At 73.7% G+C, this 19,578-nt stretch carries 14 protein-coding genes; 8 read left to right on the forward strand and 6 right to left on the reverse strand.

What is annotated here, in order from left to right; translation table 11 throughout:
• Positions 1 to 282: 282 nt before the first annotated feature.
• The 6 genes from CLV72_RS30575 to pstB all read left to right on the forward strand — a co-directional run bounded on the left by CLV72_RS30575 (position 283) and on the right by pstB (position 6,809).
• The gene (locus tag CLV72_RS30575; protein ID WP_106253659.1) at positions 283 to 1,362 is read left to right on the forward strand and encodes a hypothetical protein; all 1,080 of its coding nucleotides are present in this window, start codon (positions 283 to 285) and stop codon (positions 1,360 to 1,362) included.
• A 441-nt stretch (positions 1,363 to 1,803) separates the two neighbouring features.
• A complete protein-coding gene (locus CLV72_RS30580) occupies positions 1,804 to 2,856 on the forward strand; it encodes a substrate-binding domain-containing protein (protein WP_170141181.1) in 1,053 nt (350 codons plus the stop codon).
• Between the two features lie 85 nt (positions 2,857 to 2,941).
• Positions 2,942 to 3,409: a hypothetical protein gene (locus tag CLV72_RS30585; RefSeq protein WP_106253664.1), complete on the forward strand. Its 468-nt coding sequence runs from the start codon at positions 2,942 to 2,944 to the stop codon at positions 3,407 to 3,409.
• 174 nt (positions 3,410 to 3,583) lie between these two features.
• Positions 3,584 to 4,801, forward strand: coding sequence for a hypothetical protein (locus CLV72_RS30590; RefSeq protein WP_106253667.1), 1,218 nt, complete (start codon positions 3,584 to 3,586; stop codon positions 4,799 to 4,801).
• 104 nt (positions 4,802 to 4,905) lie between these two features.
• Positions 4,906 to 5,955 carry a sortase gene (locus CLV72_RS30595; RefSeq protein ID WP_106253669.1) on the forward strand — a complete coding sequence of 350 codons (1,050 nt, stop codon included), beginning with the start codon at positions 4,906 to 4,908 and terminating at the stop codon, positions 5,953 to 5,955.
• A gap of 80 nt (positions 5,956 to 6,035) precedes the next feature.
• Positions 6,036 to 6,809, forward strand: coding sequence for a phosphate ABC transporter ATP-binding protein PstB (pstB, locus tag CLV72_RS30600; protein ID WP_106253717.1), 774 nt, complete (start codon positions 6,036 to 6,038; stop codon positions 6,807 to 6,809).
• A gap of 38 nt (positions 6,810 to 6,847) precedes the next feature.
• Here the strand turns inward: pstB and cpt are convergent, their stop codons facing one another.
• The 4 genes from cpt to CLV72_RS30620 all read right to left on the reverse strand — a co-directional run bounded on the left by cpt (position 6,848) and on the right by CLV72_RS30620 (position 12,064).
• Complete coding sequence (cpt, locus tag CLV72_RS30605) at positions 6,848 to 7,381, reverse strand: chloramphenicol phosphotransferase CPT (RefSeq protein ID WP_146159644.1); 534 nt, start codon at positions 7,379 to 7,381, stop codon at positions 6,848 to 6,850.
• 85 nt (positions 7,382 to 7,466) lie between these two features.
• Positions 7,467 to 8,771 (reverse strand): glycerate kinase family protein, encoded by a 1,305-nt coding sequence (locus CLV72_RS30610; protein ID WP_106253674.1) that lies wholly within the window; start codon positions 8,769 to 8,771, stop codon positions 7,467 to 7,469.
• A gap of 57 nt (positions 8,772 to 8,828) precedes the next feature.
• The gene (locus CLV72_RS30615; RefSeq protein ID WP_106253677.1) at positions 8,829 to 10,412 is read right to left on the reverse strand and encodes an SLC13 family permease; all 1,584 of its coding nucleotides are present in this window, start codon (positions 10,410 to 10,412) and stop codon (positions 8,829 to 8,831) included.
• 593 nt (positions 10,413 to 11,005) lie between these two features.
• Positions 11,006 to 12,064, reverse strand: a complete 1,059-nt coding sequence (locus CLV72_RS30620) for a LacI family DNA-binding transcriptional regulator (RefSeq protein WP_342755700.1) — start codon at positions 12,062 to 12,064, stop codon at positions 11,006 to 11,008.
• A 486-nt stretch (positions 12,065 to 12,550) separates the two neighbouring features.
• Here CLV72_RS30620 and CLV72_RS30625 point away from each other — a divergent pair, with 486 nt between their 5' ends.
• Both CLV72_RS30625 and CLV72_RS30630 read left to right on the forward strand, forming a co-directional pair.
• Complete coding sequence (locus tag CLV72_RS30625) at positions 12,551 to 13,564, forward strand: glycoside hydrolase family 16 protein (protein ID WP_106253681.1); 1,014 nt, start codon at positions 12,551 to 12,553, stop codon at positions 13,562 to 13,564.
• A 1,411-nt stretch (positions 13,565 to 14,975) separates the two neighbouring features.
• Positions 14,976 to 16,202, forward strand: a complete 1,227-nt coding sequence (locus CLV72_RS30630) for a glycoside hydrolase family 64 protein (protein WP_106253684.1) — start codon at positions 14,976 to 14,978, stop codon at positions 16,200 to 16,202.
• Between the two features lie 777 nt (positions 16,203 to 16,979).
• On the opposite strand, the gene CLV72_RS30635 is transcribed toward CLV72_RS30630, so the two are convergent.
• Together CLV72_RS30635 and CLV72_RS30640 are read right to left on the reverse strand one after the other, a co-directional pair.
• On the reverse strand, positions 16,980 to 17,828 hold the full coding sequence (locus CLV72_RS30635; RefSeq protein ID WP_170141182.1) for a helix-turn-helix domain-containing protein: 849 nt from the start codon (positions 17,826 to 17,828) through the stop codon (positions 16,980 to 16,982).
• A 735-nt stretch (positions 17,829 to 18,563) separates the two neighbouring features.
• Positions 18,564 to 19,502 carry a UTRA domain-containing protein gene (locus tag CLV72_RS30640; RefSeq protein ID WP_106253689.1) on the reverse strand — a complete coding sequence of 313 codons (939 nt, stop codon included), beginning with the start codon at positions 19,500 to 19,502 and terminating at the stop codon, positions 18,564 to 18,566.
• Positions 19,503 to 19,578 lie beyond the last annotated feature (76 nt).

The raw sequence follows: 19,578 nt of genomic DNA on the forward strand, positions 1-19,578 counted from the left end.
ATCCGGCCGAACGAAAACGTGTTTTGACAACTGCACAGAGCTTTCCGGGCCGTTACGTCCGCCCGGTCCCCCGCCGCCTGGAGAACCGGTCGGCGGGGGACCGGCGGCAGTTCCCACTCGCTCACGCTTCGCGGGTACGGACGTTTCCGAACACCGAACCGAAGAATCCGCGACGGCCGACCGCCGCCAGAAAACCGCTCCGCGCCGACGCGCGTCATGATTCGCCGCCGAAGACCATCGGACCGCTCGTGTCGAACAAGGACCCGCCAGCGCAGGAAAGGGATGAAGATGAAGGTCGTGCCCTTGACCGGACTCGCCGCCGTCATCGCCGCCGTCGGTCTGGCCACCGGACTCGCGGTCCCCGCCGCGGCCGATCCGCCCGGCGCGGCGTACGGACTGCTGGCCGGCGGTGGCTCTGATACCACCCAGGACGTCTCCAATGCCCTTTTCGAATTGATCGGTGCCGGCGACACCGTCTCCTCATGGAACGCCGTCGATCCCGATACAGGCGAGGCGGGCGGCCTCATCACCACCAAGAACCCCGCCACCCACCCGCAGTGCGGCGACATCGCGCGGCCGAACGGTTCCCATGAGGGCCTCACCGCCCTGATCGGGGCCATCCATCCGGACGGCGTGCGCGACGGCTGCTTCGACTTCGCCCGATCCTCCGTCGGTGCCACCTTCAGTGCCAATGGCGACCTTGCCTACATCCCCCACGCCGTTGACGGGGTGACCTACGCGCGCCACGAGCGCGGCCTCCTGCCGCGCAACCTGACCCTGAACCAGTTGCGCAACATCTACCAGTGCGTCACCACCAGCATCGGCGGTGCCCAAGTCCGGCCAGTGCTCCCGCACCACGGTTCGGGGACCCGCTCCTTCTGGCTGAGCCTGATGAACATCAGCGAGGCCCAACTCTCGCAGGGCCTGTACCCCTGCATCGAGAACCGCGGCGACCAGCCCAACGACGGTTCGGGGCTGCGGAACACCTCCGAGATCATGCCGTTCTCCATCCCCCAGTACATCGCCCAGCGGAACAACATGCCCGGTGTGCTCGACCGCCGCGGCCCGGCCGAGCTGGGCTGGATCAATGGCCAGGCGCCGATCGTGAGCGGCGTCCTCAACGCGGACTTCCCGATCACCCGGCCCGTCTACCACGTCGTTGCCTCCGCGGCCGTGGACGATCCGCGCCACCCTCACCACACGCTGGTCCACGACGTGTTCGTCTCCGACGGCGATACGGCCGAGATCTGCACACCCGCCGCTGAAGAGATCTTGGCCGACCACGGCTTCCTGCCGTACGAGGGAGGGCTCGTCGGCTGCGGTTCGGACGCCCTCCGCGCACACCCCGACATCGTGCCGTAGCGGCACGCCCGGTGTCGCCGCCCAGGCCGCCAATCGTATGCCCGTTCATATATCGAATTGAATGCAAACCGTGTTTCCATGACCGCGCAGAGTTCTCTGGGCCGGCGCCTTCCCTTCATCTCCCGCGCGGTCCGGGAATCTGGGCCACGGGAGGTCGGCCAGTGATTATCTGATTGCACCGAGCGATATTCGACATGCACAGAAACATCGGCCCGTAAAGCGGTTCCGTGTGCGAATCGGAGGCATACACCTACCGTTCATGATCGCGTGCTCATATGCGTATTACCTGCATGTTTCCGGAAGCTGTCCAACTGGTTTCGTTAACCAAATCAACATGATCAATTAGTGGTCGATTCTGACGGGGTCGGAGATTATACCGGTGGCGCGCAACTGCGCACCAAACTCTTAAGTCTCACGAAAGGGACGAAGAGAATGAAGGTCATGACCTTCGCCAAGCTCGCCGCCGGCATCGCGGTCGCCGGCCTGACCCTCGGGCTGGCCGCCCCCGCCTCGGCCGACCCGGTCCCCGCCACCGACTACCGGCTGCTGGCCGGCAGCGGCTCGGACACCACCCAGGACGTCTCCAACGGCCTGGCCGAGCTGATCGACGGCGGTGACACCCTCGCCTCCTGGAACGCTCGCGACCCGCAGACCCAGGAGGTCGGCGGTCTCATCACCACAAAGAACCCCGCCACCCACCCGCAGTGCGAGGACATCGTCCGGCCGAACGGCTCCAGCCAGGGCCGTGACGCGCTGATCGAGTCCATCGACAACGACGGTGTCCGCGAGGGCTGCTTCGACTTCGCCCGGTCCTCCTCCGGCGCCACCTTCGACCCCGCCGGCGACCTCGCCTACGTGCCGGCCGCCGTCGACGCGGTGACCTTCGCGGTGCACGAGGACAGCTTCCTGCCGCGCAACCTCACCGAGACCCAGCTGCGGGGCATCTACCAGTGCACCATCACCAGCATCCTCGGTGAGCCGGTCACCCCGGTGATCCCGCAGGCCGGCTCGGGCACCCGCCAGTTCTGGCTGTCCCGCGTGGGCATCGCCGAGGGCGACCTCGACCTGTACCCCTGCATCCAGGACCGCGGCGACCAGGAGCACGACGGCGCCGCCCTGCAGACCACCTCCGACATCGTGCCCTTCTCTATCGCGCAGTACATCGCGCAGGGCAACAACCTTCCCGGCGTGCCCGACCGCCGCGGCCCGGCCGAGCTGGGCTCCGTGGGCGGCCAGGCGCCGGTGGTGAGCGGTGTCCTCAACGAGAACTTCCCGATCACCCGGCCCGTCTACTACATCGTCCCGTCGGCCGCCGTGGACAACCCGGCCGACCCCGACTACCAGCTGATCAACGACGTGTTCGTCTCCAACGGCGACACGGCCGAGATCTGCGCCCCCGCCGCCGAGGCCGTCGTGCAGCAGTACGGCTTCCTCGTGCACGACGAGTGCGGTGACGCCGAGACCTACCGGGCGTTCCCGAACGTCCTGCCGTAGCACCACCGCTTCCCTTCCGCAGTAACCCGGATGGCCGGTCCCGGCCGGCCATCCGGTCCCCCATCTCGCACCCGAAAGGGAGACCATGCGCAGAACCCTCGCCGCCGCGGCGGCCGCGGCCGGCGTGCTCGCCGCAGGACTGTTCGCCGCACCGGCCCAGGCCGACGAGTCGGCCGCCCGCGGCCACCGCGACCCCAACGTCATCGGGTCCATCGAGCTGCCGCAGCGCCTCGGCCGCACCGACACCACCCCGTTCGTCACCGGCGCCGAGACGACCGACGCCTGCCCGGAGGGCTACGGCAACTTCGTCGCCTTCCGCGTCGGACGGGGCGACACCTTCGTGAACCTCGCGCCCTACCTGAGCGCGGGCGGCTACGACCAGGGCGAGTCGGTGGAGGTCTCCGCGACCCGCTCCCTGGACGCCGCGCTCGGCGCCGACGCCCGCGGCATCTACCACCTGCGCGTGCAGTGCTCCGACGAACTCGGGGTGCTGGCGGACCAGTACTTTGACCGGCGGATCGCCGTGATCGGCGACCACTGGGTGGCTCTCTAGCCGAGCAGGACCGGCTCCGGTGGTCCGTCCGGGCCACCGGAGACCGGCACCGGTCACCACCCTCCGAATGACACCGCGACGAAGAAGCGCCGCCTCCGGCCGGACGCCCTCGGGCGTCCGGCCAGCGGGCGGTTCCGGCATTGACCGACACCTCACCAGGATCGAGCGATACCCATGAGACACCTGTTCCCCCGGCTGCTCGCCGGTGCGGCCGCCATGGCGGTGGCGGGCGCCGCGGCCGTGCTCGCCGCCCAGCCCGCAGGGGCCGACGTGATCGGCGCCGTCGAGTTCTCCGACGCGGCGGGCGCGCCGGTGACCGGTGGCGAGGTCACCGAGAACCCCTTCGCCGCCCTCGCCACCGCCGACGGCGGCTGCCCGGACGGCTACGGCAACTCCTACACCCTGCAGGCCGGACCGGTCGGGGGCGACAGCTTCGTCGCCATGGCGGTGGCCGTGGCCGCGGGCGGCTACGACGAGGCCGAATCGCTGCCAATCACGCCGCGCCGGGCGCTGACCCAGGTCACCCAGAACCCGCCCGTGGCCGGCGACTACGAGCTGCGGATCATCTGCGGCAGCGAGAGCGGCGAGATCAGCCCCGACTACTACGCCACCTGGATTACCGTCACCGGTACCGGCTGGGCTCTGTCCGACGAGCAGCCCGACCCCGACCCCGACCCGTCGGGCTCGCCCTCGCCCTCGCCCGACCCCTCGGAGTCGCCCTCGCCGGACCCGTCGGAGACGCCCTCGCCCGACCCCAGCGACACCCCGCCCCCGGCCGACGACGATCTCACCGTCACCGACGAGGAGGGCAACGAGCTGGGCGAGAACCCGAACCTGCTGCCCGGCCAGACGGTGAACATCACTGCCCGCGGCTACGAGCCGGGCGAGACGGTCGCCGTCACGCTCTACGGCGAGCCGGTGGTGCCGCCCGCGCCCAGCGCCTCGCCCAGCGCCGGCCCCAGCGGCTCGCCGAGCCCCGAGCCCTCGCCCTCCGATGACCCCGGCGGCTTCCCGCAGGACGTCGGCACCCAGGAGGCCGACGACGACGGTGTGATCGCCTTCCCGTACACGCTGGCCGAGTCGCACCCCGACGGCAGCTTCACCCTCGCCATGGAGGGGGCCGACTCCGCCCACCTGGTGGAGTTCGGCTACACCGTCGGCGACGGCTCCACCCCGCCGCCCACCGACCCGGGCCCCGGCGGCGACGGTGACGACACGCCCGGCGGCGACGGCGGTGGCGGCAGCCTGCCGCAGACCGGTGTCGCCATCGCCGGCCTGGTGCTCGGCGGCCTCGCGCTCACCGGCGCCGGCTACGGGCTGATGCGGACCGGCCAGGCCCGCAAGCTGCTCAGCTTCGGCCGCTCCGACGACGACGGGCCCGCGCACGCCTGATCCACCGGGCACGGCCCCCGCGGCCGCGGCGCCGGCCGGCCGGACCCGCCGGCCGGCGCCGCCGCGCACCCGAACGTCCAGGCACCTCGTGAGGAGGACCGCGCATGACCACCCCGCCGCCCGGCGCCGACGGCGCCGGACCCACGCCCGGCAGCGGCCCGGCGACGGCCACGGCGACGCTGCCCGACCTGCCGCCGGTGCAGGCCGCGCCGCCCGCGCCGCCGAAACCCGCGCCCGCCGCCGGCGGCGGCACCCGCGCGCCCCGGCCGCCCGCCGTGGTGGCCGCGCCGCTGTCGGTCTACGTGTCGGGCATGGCCCTGTCCATCCTGGCCGCCTTCCTGCTCGGCCTGGTCGCGCACGTCACCGTCGTCAGCCAGCTGCGCTACGAGCGGGCCCAGCAGATCGCCTACACCGAACTGCGCGCCCAGCTCGCCAACGCGCTCGCCCCCACCGGGCAGACCGTGGTCGACCCGCTCGACCCCGAGGCGCAGCCGCGGCTGGTCGCCATGGGCGCCCCCGTGGCGCTGCTGGAGATCCCCGCCATCGGGCTGCGGACCGTGGTGGGGGAGGGCACCACCTCCTCCGTGCTCGCCGACGGACCCGGCCACCGGCGCGACACCGTGCTGCCCGGCCAGGCCGGCACCAGCGTGATCATGGGGCGGCAGGCCGCCTACGGCGGACCCTTCGCCGAGCTGGCCACCCTCGCCCCCGGTACCGAGTTCACCGTCACCACCGGCCAGGGCGAGCACGGCTACCGGGTGCTCGGCGTGCGGCTGCCCGGCGACCCGCTGCCGCAGCCGCCGGCGCAGGACGAGGGACGGCTCACCCTGGTCACCGCGCACGGCCGCCCCTTCCTGCCCGAAGACGTGCTGCGGGTGGACGCCGAACTGGTCTCCGAGGTCCAGCCGGCCCCCGGCCGGGTCATCGCCGCGGGCACCCTGCCCCCCGAGGAGGGCACCCTGGCCGGCGACGACCGCGCCTGGATCGCGGTGGTGCTCTACGGGCAGGCGGTCGCGATCGCCGCCGCCGTCATCACCTGGGCGCGGTTCCGCTGGGGCCCGCGCCAGGCGTGGATCGTCGGCGCGCCCGTGCTCGGCTTCCTCGGCCTGTCCATGGCCGACCAGATCGCCCGCCTGCTGCCCAACCTGCTGTAGCCGCCCGCCCGCGACGAGGAGCACCCGTGACCACCACCATTCCCGACCTGCCCGCCCCGGCGCCGCACCCCTCCGACGGGCTGGCCGGCCTGGAGGCACGCGAGATCTCGGCCTGGTTCGGCGAGCACAAGGTCCTGGACCGCGTCTCGCTGAACATGCGGGCCGGCGAGGTCACCGCGCTGATCGGCCCCTCCGGCTGCGGGAAGTCCACCTTCCTGCGCATCCTCAACCGGATGCACGAGCTGGTCCCCGGCGCCTCGCTGGCCGGCGAGGTGCTGCTGGCCGGCCAGGACATCTACGCGCCTGGACGCCGGCTCACCGATGCCCGGCACCAGATCGGCATGGTCTTCCAGAAGCCCAACCCGTTCCCCGCCATGTCCATCTACGACAACGTGACCTCCGGACTGAAGCTCACCGGCACCCGGATGCGCCGCGCCGACCGCGACGACCTGGTCGAGGAGTGCCTGACCAAGGCCGGGCTGTGGAACGAGGTCAACGACCGCCTGCGCCAGCCCGGCGGCGCCCTGTCCGGCGGCCAGCAGCAGCGGCTGTGCATCGCGCGCTCGCTGGCGGTCCGGCCGCGGGTGCTGCTGATGGACGAGCCCTGCTCGGCGCTGGACCCCACCTCCACCCGCCGCATCGAGGAGACCATCGCCGAACTCGTGCGCGAGGTGACCATCGTGATCGTCACCCACAACATGCAGCAGGCCGCCCGCGTCTCCGACCGCTGCGCCTTCTTCCTGGCCGCCCACCGCACCCCCGGTGTGATCGTCGAGCACGGCCCCACCAAAGCCATGTTCGAGAGCCCGCGCGACTCCCGCACCGCCGACTACGTGCACGGCCGCTTCGGCTGACGGGCCGCGCCGGCCGGCGGCCGGACCCCGTCCGCCGGTCAGCCGGCCCGCGCCGCGATGGCCCGCGCGCACACCAGGGCCTCGGTGTGCGTCGTGTCCACCTCCAGGTCGTAGCGGACGCCGTCGTGGACCACCGGCGCCTGCAGCGCGGCCATGCCCGGCACCCGGTCGCCGCGAGCCAGCTCGCGGCCCGCGGCGACCGCGGCGTCGCAGCGCACCCCGACCCACAGCACGTCGAGCCCGTCCAGGGCCTGGCGCCAGCGCCGCTGCGTCGAGGAGCCGCCGAGGAACACGTCGTCGACGATGATCCCGGCGCCGGCGCGGGCCATGGCCGCGACGCCCGCCATCCAGGCCGTCTGCAGCGCCATGAAGTCGGGGCCGACCTGCACCGCGCCGTCCGCGGCGAAGGCGACGCCGCCGTTCGACGCCCGCATCCGCGCGGGCAGCGCGGCGATGAAGGAGTCGACGCCGAAGGCCGGCCACGGATCGGCGAGCACGTGCTGGAGGCACCGCACGATCCCGGACTTGCCCGAGCTGGAAGCACCGTTGAGCACGATCACCTGAACCGTCACCGCGCCACACTAGAGCGCGGCCCGCACCCCGCCCAAGCGGATTTCGGCCGGCGCGCGCACGCGCCCCCACCCGCCGGGCCGGCGGTCACGGCGCCGGCCGCCGGTCGGGGGAGCGGTCGGCGGCCAGGACCGGCGCGCGCACACCATGAGGGCCGTGCCGGTGGCCGTGCCGCGGGTCGGCGGGCGGCTGCGCGGTGAGCGGCGGCGGGCGCCGGCCGGTGCCGTGCGGCAACGCCGTGCCGACCAGCACCATCCGCAGCGCGCGCTCGGCCGCGTCGGCGGTCAGCCCGGCGGCCTGCTCGATCGCGCCGGCCAGGTCGACCGGGGCGGCCAGGATGCCGGCATAGGCGTCGATGCCGACGGCGAGGGTGTGCCGGGCGCCGGAGCCGATCGTCCCGGCCAGCGCGATCACCGGCCTGCCGTAGCGCTTGGCCCGCCTGGCCACCTCGGCCGGCACCTTGCCGCGCGGGGTCTGCGCGTCGATCGCCCCCTCCGCCGTGATCACCAGGTCCGCCGCGGCCAGCCTGGCGTCCAGGCCGGTGTGGTCGAGCAGCACGCTGAAGCGCGGCGCCAGCCGGGCGCCCAGCACCCCGGCCAGCCCGGCGCCCAGACCGCCCGAGGCGCCGCCGCCCGCGACGAGCCGCAGGTCGGCGCCGCCGTGGGCGGCCAGCAGCGCGGCCCAGTGCTCCATGGCCGCCGAGAGCCGCCGCACCTGCCCGGGCGCGGCGCCCTTCTGCGGCCCGAACACCTCGGCGACCCCGCGCGGCCCGCACAGCACATTGTGCGGATTGCAGGCCAGCACCACCTCCGTCTCCGCCAGTCGGGGATCCAGGCCCGCGGCGTCGATCGCGGCGACGCCGGCCACCTGGTAGCCGCCCTCGCCGACGGGGCGGCCGGCGGCGTCCGTCAGCCGGACGCCCAGCGCCCGCAGCGCGCCCGCGCCGCCGTCGCAGGTGCCGGAGTCGCCGCAGCCGACCAGGATCCGGCGGCAGCCCGCGTCCAGGGCGGCGCGCATCAGCTGCCCGACGCCGTAGGTGGAGGTGAGCCCCGGGTCGCGGGCGTCGCGCGGCACCAGCCGCAGCCCGGCGGCGGCCGCCATCTCCACCACCGCGGTGCCGCGGGAGTCGCCGCCCAGCAGCGCGATGTGCGCGTCGACGGGCGCGCCGAGCGGGCCGCGCACGCGGACCGGGACCAGCCGGCCCCCGCTCGCCTCCGCCAGCGCCGCCGCCGAGCCCTCGCCGCCGTCCACCAGCGGGACCGTGTCCACCTCGGCCCTCGGCAGTACCCGCCGCACGCCCCGGGCGATCGCCGCGGCCACCTCCCCGGCGTCCAGCGACTCCTTGAAGCCGCTCGGGGCGATCACCACGCGCATCGAGTCGATCGGGCTCATCGTGTCCTTCCTCGGAAACTGGGCGGGCGGGCCGCGCGGCCCGCCCGTGACGGCGGGTCAGCGCAGCGGCAGGCCCAGCAGCGGCCAGACCGCGTAGGTGAAGCCGAGCACCAGCCCGGCCGTGACCGGGCCGAGCGGCAGCGCCAGCCGCAGCAGGTCGCCGCGGCGGTAGGTGGGGACGCCGGGCACGTCGGAGAAGAGCGCGACCGGCTTGGCCGACGACGGCAGGGTGTGGCAGAAGCCCGCCGCGGCCGTGGAGGCGAAGGCGACGGCCGCCGGGTTCAGCCCGAAGGCGGCGGCCAGCGGAATCACCACCGGCACCAGCACCGCCGACCTGGCCGACCGCGAGGGCAGCACCAGATGAGCCCCGGCGCTCACCGCGACCACCGCCGCCAGGAAGGCCCCGGCCGCGCCCGGGCCGGGCGCGAAGCCGCCGAAGGCGGCGCCGGCCAGCCAGGCGGCGGCGCCCGAGGAGGCGAGGGCCGAGCCGAGCACCATCGTGGCGGCCATGAACATCAGCAGCGGCCACGGCACCTCGGCCAGCGAGCGGTTCATGCCGGCCGAACCCAGCGCCGGAGCCGTGACGGCGACGGCGCCGCACAGCGCGACCAGTGTCGGTGACAGGCCGTGCCAGGTGCCGGTGCACCACAGCGCGATGACGGCCAGCACGATGGCGAGGGTGCGCCGCTGCCGCGGGTTGAGCGGTACCCCGATCCGGGTGCCGGCCTGTCGGGCGATCCGGGCCGGTTCCAGGTGCAGCGGTGTGCGGCGGTCGGCGCGCCGGGTCATGGTCAGCAGTACCAGTTCGGTGGCGGTGTGGGAGCTGACGGCGGCGAGTGGCAGGCCGAGCAGCAGCCACCACCCGAAGCCGATGCCGGTGCCGGTCATCGCGGCCAGCAGTTCGCTGGTGATCAGGTGCGCGCCGGCGCCGATCAGGGTGGCCACCGCCGACAGCAGCACCACGGTGGGGAAGAGCAGTGCCAGTGCTCGCACCACCGCCGGCCGGTCGGCCAGTACGTGGGCCAGTGCCACGAACACCGGCAGGGCCAGGGCGGCCCGGCCCGAGGTCGAGGGCACCGCCAGCGCCGTCACCAGCAGGGCCAGCGTGCACAGATGGGCCAACTGGCGCACCGTACGCGCCCGCACCACCAGCGCGACCGCGAGCCGCGCGGTGAGGCCGCTCGCGGTGATGCCCGCCGCCAGCACGCAGGCCGCGATGAGCAGCCAGATCGTGTCATCGCCGAGCGCGCCGAGCAGTTCGGCGCCGTCGACGACCCCGGTCAGCACCAGGGCGAGCGCGGCGGTCAGGGCGACGAACACCTCGTCGATCCGGGTCAGCGCCCAGGCGCCCAGCGCCGCCGCGGCGATCACCAACGCGGTCCGTCCCTCGGGCGGCAGCCCGGCCGAGGGGCCGGGCAGCGCCAGGAAGAGCACGGTCAGGGCCAGCGCGAAGCCGGCGCAGGCCGAGCCGCGCAGCAGTGTGCGCAGCCAAGGCGGGCGCGGCCGGGACGGCGGCCCGGCCGTCCGGCCCGGGGCCGCCTCGCCGTCGCCGGGGTCCGGCCCGTCGTCTCGGCCGCCGGTGCCGTCCGGACCGGTCTGTGCCGGACGAGTCGCCACCGCGGCCGTGGTGCTCGCTCCCATGCCGTCCACTGTGTGGCCGGGAAGGGAAGCCGCGGTTAACGGTCGATGAGAGTGCTCTCATCCGCCGAGGTCCGGGGCTATATGCGGCAAATGGCGGACGGAGTCCGATATTCGGCGGGCCGCTCCGCGGCTCTCAATTCTCGCGCTTCCCGCGCCGTCGAAGGTGGCTTTCGGCGGTTGTTCGATTACGCGAAGTAGCCGCCGGTCGCACGGGTGTCCCGGATCCCTCGGCGCGGCGGCCGGGCCGCGGCGGACGCATCCGGTCGGCGAGGGCCGGGCGGCCTCGACCTGCGGCGGGCTGCTCAGGAGCGCGGACCCGGCCCGGCCTTCTCCCGGGCGGCGGGGGGAAGGCATCGTCGATTCACCGGATGTTCACCCGGGCAATTCCGGGAGCCAGGCCGTCGAAAACGCGTCCATTGTTCGAGGGTGGCGCGGATTCGGCGGTGCTGCTCTTCTCCGGCCATTGAACCGGCCGTTTCGGCGTACCTTTCCATCCCGCCCCGAACTCCTGGGCCGGGGCGGTGCGCACCCGGCCGGCGCTCATCCGGGCCGCCGCCCGACCCGCCGCCGGCGCCGGCACGCCGGCGGCGGGCTCAGGAGGGCGGCGGGCCGAGCCGGGCGGTGCTGGCACGCGGCTCCAGATGGGTGACGAAGCGCTGCGGGGGCACCTCCTCACCGGCGATCAGGCGCAGTAGCGCCCCGGCCGCGGCCGCACCGAAGGCCACCACGTCGTGGTGGACCACGCTCAGCGTGGGGTAGGTCAGCCGGCACCAGGGGGAGTCGTCCCAGGCGACGAAGGACACGTCGCCCGGCACCCGCACCCCCAGCTCCTGGGCCACGCCCAGGCCCGCCACCGCCATCACGTCGTTGTCGTAGATGATCGCCGACGGACGGTCGGCCGCGGTGAGCAGCCTGCGGGTGGCGCGCGCTCCGGCCGCCCCCGTGTAGTCGGCCTCCACGCAGCGCGCCGCCATCCCCAGCTCCCCGGCCACCGTCAGGAAGGTGTCGGTGCGCGCCCGGGTGTGCACGAAGTCGGGGATGCCGGTGACCCGGGCGATGCTGCGGTGGCCGAGCGCGGCCAGGTACTCCACCGCCTCGCGCATGCCGACCCGCTCGTCGACCCAGACCGAGGCGATGCCCGGCAGCTCGTCGTGGCGGGCCAGCACCACGGCGGGCAGGCCCAGCTCCGAAAGCAGCGCCGGGCGGGGGTCGCCGGTGCGCAGGTCGGCCAGCACGACGCCGTCGACCTTGCGCTGACCGGCCCAGCGCCGGTAGATCGCCAGCTCCTGCTCGGGGTCCTCACCGATGACCTGCAGCAGCAGCGAGACCTCGCGCGGCCCGAAGCGCAGCTCGAAGCCGGAGATCAGCGACATGAAGAAGGGCTCGACCTCCAGCAGGTCGGCCGAGCGCGCCAGCACCAGCCCCACCACGCCCGCCCGCGCCCCCGACAGCGCGCGGGCGGCGCTGTTGGGCTGCCAGCCCAGTTCGAGCGCGATTTCCCTGATGCGATTTCGCGTGGCCGCCGCGACTCCCGGCTGGTCGTTCAAGGCATAGGAGACCGTGCCCTTGGAGACGCCCGCCCTGCGCGCTATGTCCGTGATCGTCGGCCGTTTCGACCGCTGGTCCCGCGCCCCGGTGTCGACCACGTTCACTGAACCGGTTCGAAGCGATTTGACTGACAAAACTGAGCGAGTGGGCATCCGGCGTCAGCGGCTTGGAGTGCGGCAACCATGCGCTCAACGGTAACTCGAAAGCGTGAGCGCCGCCACACCCGGCGTAGCCGCGTTCGGATTTTGAACCGGTTCGAACGACGAAGATTTTTCGGCCCGGGAAACGCCGAGGTCATCCCGCACAAAGCGCCTACTCGTCCGTAACTCGGCCGTTACAAGCTGTTGACAACCGCGAACGCAGGGCGTTTACTCCGAAAAAATTCGGCCCGGTCCGACGTTCCCGCCCCGCGAAGGAGCCGCCGATGCGCCTGGGTCCCCGTGCCGCCGCGCGGCCGGGACCGAGCCCCCAGCAGGCCCGCACCGGCCCTGCACCGAAGAGAAAAACCGCCCCGCCGTTCTGGCCCAACGGCGAGGCGGTCACGCCGAACTCCCCGACAACCGCGACTGCACACGGAAGGAAGACGAGTCATGCGCTCGTTGCGACTTTACCCGTCCGATCCCCGCCCGCACAGAGCCGCCCCCGCCGACGCACCCGCCCCCGCGCGGCGGCGCCGCGGCGCCTGGTGGAAGTTCGCCGCGACCAGCGTCGTGCTGGCCTCGGCCTTCAGCCTCACCCCCGCCACCGGCGCGGCCGACTCCGGCCAGGTCGCCCCGGCCGACGCGCCCGCGCCCTCGCCGGGCTGGACCCGGATGTGGTCCGACGACTTCACCGCCGCCGCCGGCTCGCCCATCGCCAGTGAGAACTGGTTCCACGACATCGGCCACAACTACCCCGGCGGGCCGGCGAACTGGGGCACCGGCGAGATCGCCTACCACACCGACAGCACCCAGAACGTCTACCAGGACGGCTCGGGCAACCTCGCCATCCGCCCGCTGCGCGACGCGGCCGGCAACTGGACGTCCGGCCGGATCGAGACCCAGCGCACCGACTTCCGGCCGCCGCCCGGCGGCAGCGTCGCCGTCTCCGCCCGCCTGCAACTCCCCAACGGCGGCCAAGGCTACTGGCCCGCCTTCTGGATGCTCGGCGCGCCGTTCCGCGGCAACTACCACAACTGGCCGGGCATCGGCGAGATCGACATCATGGAGAACGTCAACGGCCAGAACCTCACCCACGGGGTGCTGCACTGCGACGTCGCCCCCGGCGGCGCCTGCAACGAGTTCAACGGCATCGGCAACAGCTACGACCTCGGCGCCCCCGGCGGCCAGGCCGGCTTCCACACCTACACCATGGTGTGGAGCGACGACCCGCAGGAACTCCGCTGGTACGTCGACGGCAACCACTTCCACACCGTGACACCCGCCCAGATCGGCCAGGACGTCTGGGACCGCGCCTTCGGCAGCCACGGCTTCTTCATCATCCTCAACGTCGCCATCGGCGGCGGCTGGCCCGGCCTCCCCGACGGCACCACCGTCTCGGGCTCCCCGCTCCTGGTCGACTACGTCACCGTCGACACCCACCCCGACAGCGGCGTCACCCCGTAACCCACGACCCGGACCGGCTCGGGCCCGCCCCCCGCTCACGGGCCCGGGCCGGTTCACCGGGCGGTCGGTTCGGTTCGGCCCTGCTCGGGCCGGGTGGCTTCGGCCCGCCTTGGTCCGCCCCGGTTCGGCCTGGCCCGGCCCGGTTCGGATCCCGGAGCGCCGGGCGGGGTGCCCAGAAGCCCTCGGCCCGACGCTCCGCAGGTCCGATCGGTCCTGGCCGGCCGCAGGAACAGGACGGCCGAACCAGGGCCCGAACGAGGTCGGGCGGCGCCATCCCGCTGGACGGGATCGGCTCCTGACGAGCTCAATCCGCCCGGTCCTCCCGGATCCGTCGGGCGTCCCGACCGCTCGGCAGGGGTGTTCGGGATCCGACCCGACTTCCCGACAACAGGCAGACGCCCCCGGCCGGTCCGGCTCAGCCCTTGAGTCGCCGGCCTCCCCGATCAGTCCGCCCCGACCCGACAGGCCGCCCCACAAGGTCCGGCTTTGTCAGCCGTGGATTGGAGGTGTCGCGATCAATGCGGTTCAGCCAGGTGCCAAGGCCCGGCCCGCCGCTCGGTCCGCCTCCGGCGTCCTGGTGCACAGGTCCGGCCACTGGCAGCGCCGGAAGGACCGCCGCGGTGAGCGTGTATGGCGGTGCCGGAAGGATCGCGCCGACGAACGCGTACCGCAGCTCCGGAAGGGCGGCGACGATGAGCACGCTCGCCACCCGGCGGTCCGGCGGCGCTCCCGATCCGGCCCGGCCCCCTGCCGCTTCGATCCCAGCGTGCCCACCCCGTCCCCACGAGACCTGCCGCGCCCTTCCCCCGACCGCCCGGCCCGGACCATCGTCCGGTCCGTCCGGTCTCCACGACCGGTCCGGCGCGGGCGCCCCGATCGCCTCCGCCGGACCGCCTCCGGCCCCGTGCCCGCCCCGCCGCCACTCCCGGCGCGACGGAGCACGGGGCCGGGCACACCGAACGGCGGGGGAGTTCGGGCGGCGCTCGCGCAGCCCGGCCTGTCGGCCGTGTCCGGGTTCACCAGCACGTGCTGGAGGAGCCATGCCGGTGCGGCCGCAATGGCCGATGCCGCCTGCCATCCCGTTCGCCTGGCCGCCGCGCCGAGTCGTCCGATCGTCGTTCGACCCGGACGTCTGTGCGGTGTGCGCGCGACCTGGCCTGGCGGCAGTGTCCCGCCCCCTCGGCACACGCCCGTCGCATGTCGGTGTGGCCGCACCGGCCGACGCCGTCCATCGTCCCGTTCGTCGAGCTTTCCCGCCTCGAGAGGCGGTCCGACCACTGTCCGATCTGGACCTGGGTTGCGACGGATTCCGGCCCATCGGTGGTCCAGCCGTACCGGCCACGGCCGAACCGTTCCCCCGTCGACCCGTCCGTCCGAATCCCCGTCCGACCGAATCCCTAGGAGATCCCCGATGGTGTCTCGCCGCGCATTCCTCGCCGCCTCCGGTGCGGCCGCGCTGAGCGTCCCCCTCGCCCCGAGCTGGCTCGCCGCTCCTGCGCACGCCGCGCCGCCCACCTGTCAGCTGGCCCTGGAGAACACCACCCTGCCCGGCCAGATCAACGCCTACGTGTCCGGCCGCGAGCTGGGCACCGACCGGCTGATCTTCCTGCGCGCCGACGGCTCCGCGTACTACCCGGAGACCTCCTCGGCCCAGCCGGTGCCGCTGCCGGTGGACTGCTCGATCCCGCTCGGCCCGGCCGGCTCCGGCCCGCGGGTGCTGACGATGGGCCACATCTACAGCGGCCGGATCTACTTCGTCCGCGACAACGTGCTCGACTTCTTCCTGGTGCGTACCGGCGACGGCCGGACCGGCCTGGTGGAGCCGTCCTTCTCCAACCCCGCCGACGTCAACTACAACCGCACCTACGCCTTCGCCGAGTTCACCTTCAACACCGTCCAGATCTACGCCAACATCAGCTACGTCAACATCGTGACGGCCCTGCCGATCGGCCTGGCACTGGACGGAGACGTCGACCAGACCGTGGCCGCGATGCCCGAGGGCGCCGTGGACCGCATCGCCGACGGCCTCACCCGGCAGGCGGCCGCCGACGGCCAGCCCTGGGACCAGCTCGTCATCCGCGGCAGCGGCGGGAACGTGCTGCGCATCATCTCGCCCCAGGACCTGATGGCCGCCCCGCCCAACGGCGGCACCCCGTTCGCCGGCTACTGGGCGCCGTACGTCAACCAGGTCTGGGACCGCTACCGCACCACCGACCTGCGCATCGACCTCCAGGGCGGCCGCGGCGTGCTGGCCGGCAGGGTCAACGGCGACGTGCTGACCTTCCAGGGCGGCCACACCTTCGCCCGGCCCAACGACCGCGACATCTTCACCTGCGACAGCGGCCCCTTCGCCAACGTCCCGTCGGACTCCGACGAGAAGAAGGCCATCCTCGCCCGCCTCGCCGCCGGCTTCAACCGCAGCATCATGCTCAGTCACCCCGAGCAGCCCAACGGCGTCACCGCCGCCGACTACTACCGCGACCCCATCACCAACCACTGGGCCAGGGTCATCCACGCCAACACCCCGATCGGCTACGCCTTCCCCTACGACGACGTCCGCCCCGACGGCCAGCCCGACGTCTCCGGCGCCGTCCACGACGGCAACCCCGTCCGCTTCACCGTCCGCGCCGGCCAGTAGCCCCCACCCGCCCGCCGGGACGGGTGCGCCCCTCCGCACTCGTCCCGAGCGGCCGGCACGGCGCCGCCTACCGACTCGGCCCGGCCCGGCGACACACCCGACCGGACGGGGCAGGTCCGCCGCCGACCCTCGACCGGCCGGCGTGGTGTGCTTCGCCGCCCGGCCGCGGCATGTTGACGTGGCCGGGGCGGCGGGGTGCGTCCGTCCGTACCCGTCCCTGAGCGGTCGGTGCGGCATGGTCCGCCCCGGTCGCGGCCTGGCCGCACAGCCGACCGTCCGAGATTCGGGGGAAACCGGCGGCACCCGAGCCCACACCAGGGGCGGTCATGCCTGTCGTCGAACTGAGTCCTCTACGCACGAGCCGTTCCGGCGGACGCGCCCGCGCCGGTCGGCCACCCTCAGTACCGATCGGTGATGCTTTCAGCCGATGCCCCATCCGCGTGCGCCGGAAGGCTTGAACCGATTTCCCGGGGCAGGCGCGCCAGGGGCGTCCGCTACCCGCAGGGGGCAGGCTGTGCCCTTCGAGCCCGGTGCGGCCATGAGGACTCGTGCGGACCGGAGTTTTCGATGGCCTTGTCGTCTGGTCGCCCGGTTCGCCGACACCGAACAGGCGAGCCGGCGCGAGGCGCGGGTCCTGCCGCAGGGGCGGCGCCGCCGGCGGTTCTGGCAGCTTCGGTGACCCGTGCGACGTCCGGCGCGCCGGGCCCGGCCGGTCGGGTGAGTCGCCGCGCGTGGCGCTGCTGACGGGTCCTCGTTCCTGGACGGCCGGCGCGGCCGTTACCAGTCGCGGGCGACGGTGCGGATGAGGTCGGCGGAGGCGGCGGGGTCCAGGGCGACGCGGTCGGCGTCGGCGAGGGCCCACCGGCAGCGGTCCAGGTCGGCCGCGTGGTCGGAGAAGACCGTGTCGAACAGGCCCTCCCGGTAGACCACCGGACCGTCGTCGGCGCCGTCGAACTCCAGCAGGGTGAAGGGCCCGGCGAGCCCGCCGTGGGCGCCGGCTCCGAAGGGCACCACCCGGAGCGATACGGGCCGCGCCTCGGCCACGTCGAGCAGCCGCCGCAGCTGCGCCGCGCCGACGCGAGGGCCGCCGACGGGGCGGTGCAGCAGGCCCTCGTCCAGGTAGGCGACCACCTCGGGCGGATCGGCGCGCTCCAGTAGCGACTGCCGCTCCAGCTGGGCCGCCGCCAGCCGGTCGGCGATGTGCCAACGGTGCTCGGGCAGGGCGGCGCGGGTCAGCGCGCGGGCGTGCTCGGCCGTCTGGAACAGCCCGGGGAGCTGGTAGAGCGCCAGGTAGGTGATCCGGCTCGCGTCGTGCTCGGCGGCGAAGAAGGTGTCGCCGGGGAACACATCGCGGTAGCCCAGCCACCAGCCGCGCTTGAACGCGTCCCGGCCCAGCTCGCGCAGCCGCTGGTACTCGTCCGGATCGACCTGGTACACGTCGAGCAGTTCTTCCAGGTCGTTGAGGATCAGCCGGGAATCCCCCTTCTCGATCCGGTACAGCTTCGAACGGTGCCAGCCGAGCCGGCCCGCCACCTGTTCGGGGGTGAGGCCGAGCCGTTCGCGGACCGCCTTGAGTTCGCGGAGCAGCCGCCGGCCGCGCACGGTCAGGCTGAGCTTGCTTCCCATTCGGACTCCCGGGTTGGCGGAGCGGCCCAGCGGTATCGGCCGCTGCGCGGCCATCCTCCCAAGCCGGATCACACCCTCTCAACCAGAACCCCGAATTCACGAACTGGCCGCAACCCGTCAATATCCAGGCGAAACAATCGAACGGCATCCATTCCCAATCCCGGATGAGCCCGCGACGACAGCGCGTCGCCCCCGCCGATGGCCCGTCCCATCCATGGGCCGTGGGTTGCTGCCGATCCGTCGATGGCACCATCCGCCGCCGTGAACCGGCGAACGGAGCCGTCCGCACAGCGCACGGTGCGCACACGGCGTCGGCACATCGCGGGGCAACGGCCTTCCAGGGCGCCGGACGTCCATCGCGCGGTGGCAAGCCGCCTGTCCCCGACCCATCAGTCCGACCGGATCGCGCCGCGATGACCCGTACGGTCACCTCCGGGTGCAGTGCAGCGGCAGTACCTCAGCGATCGGCCGACCTGCGGCGCAGAGTGACGTCCCGTTCTGAGCAGCCTCTCGATGAGCCACCGCGCTCGCGCCACACAGCAGGCGCCGCCCGGCACGGATCCGTCCATACCTTCAGGTGCCCCGAACCTTCAGGTGCCCCGAACCTTCCCACGCACCGACCACTCCGACCAGGCTCCAACTCACGTCGGGTTCCGGGCGTCGGGTTCCGGGCGTCGGGTTCCGGGCGTCGAGCCCCGGGCGTCGGGCGGCGCGTTCCGCGCCTGCTCGACGTCCTCAGAAGGTGTCGATCCCCGCGACCTGGCCGATCGCGAAGGTGTGGCGGGACGCGGCGCAGATCGTCTCCAGGGCGTGCACGGGCACGTCCGCACGCGAGACGCCGACCCGCAGCACCTGCACCACCCATTCGCCGTGCACGTCGAGCAGGTCGGCCTCTTGCGGCGTCGGCGGACGGGCGGTCAGCGTCTCGACCGCGTGGCCGAAGCGGTGGCCGAGTGCGGTGATCGCCGCCTGCAGGGTCGGCTGGACGAAGCCCTTCTCGGCCAGTCGGGTGCCCTCGGCCACGTCGCGGCGGAAGTAGGAGGTGGAGACGCGCACCGGCACGTCGTGCGCCCAGAACATCTTCCGGCGCGCGATCACCGGTTCCCCCGGCGGCACCCGCAGCACCGCGGCCACGTGGTCGGCGGCCGGCTCCGGGCCGATGTAGAGCATTTCCCGGCGCGGCGCGACGCCCTGTCGCCGCGCCTCGGTGAGGAACAGGCTCGCCGACTCGCGCACGCGCGGCGGTGTGGGCAGCGCCCGCTGCACCAGCACCCTGGGCCGCGCGTCGGCCGGCAGCCGCCCTGGCCCGCCGGAGCCGGTCTGCGACGGCCTGTCGGCGGCGGCCTCCGGTCGAGGGGCGCCCGGTGCCCGGTCCACCGCCGCCCCGGACGCCTGGACCGGCTCTCGAAGGGCGCCGGACGCATGTGGGACGGCCCTGTCGGCCTGTCCCACCGTGCGCTCCAACTCCTCGGCGCCGTCCCCCGGCGCCTCGACCGGCCGCACGCCCGAGGTGTCGACCGCCCCGGCCGCCTCCGCCTCGGCCAAGGCGCCGAGCCGTACCCGCGACAGCACCGCCGCGCGTCCCTGCAAGGCGGCCAGTGCCTCGGCGGCGGCCTGCGCCCGCTCGACGGGGTCGGCTATGGCCGCGATCTCGCGCGGATCCGTCGCGTCCATGCTGCTGCGCTACCTCCCATGCGCGACCGGCGACCGAATGGTCGCCTCGCCCGACGCTACTGCGTACCGGGCCTCG

Origin of the sequence: Allonocardiopsis opalescens, assembly GCF_003002095.1 — a bacterium.
GTDB lineage: Bacteria > Actinomycetota > Actinomycetes > Streptosporangiales > Streptosporangiaceae > Allonocardiopsis > Allonocardiopsis opalescens.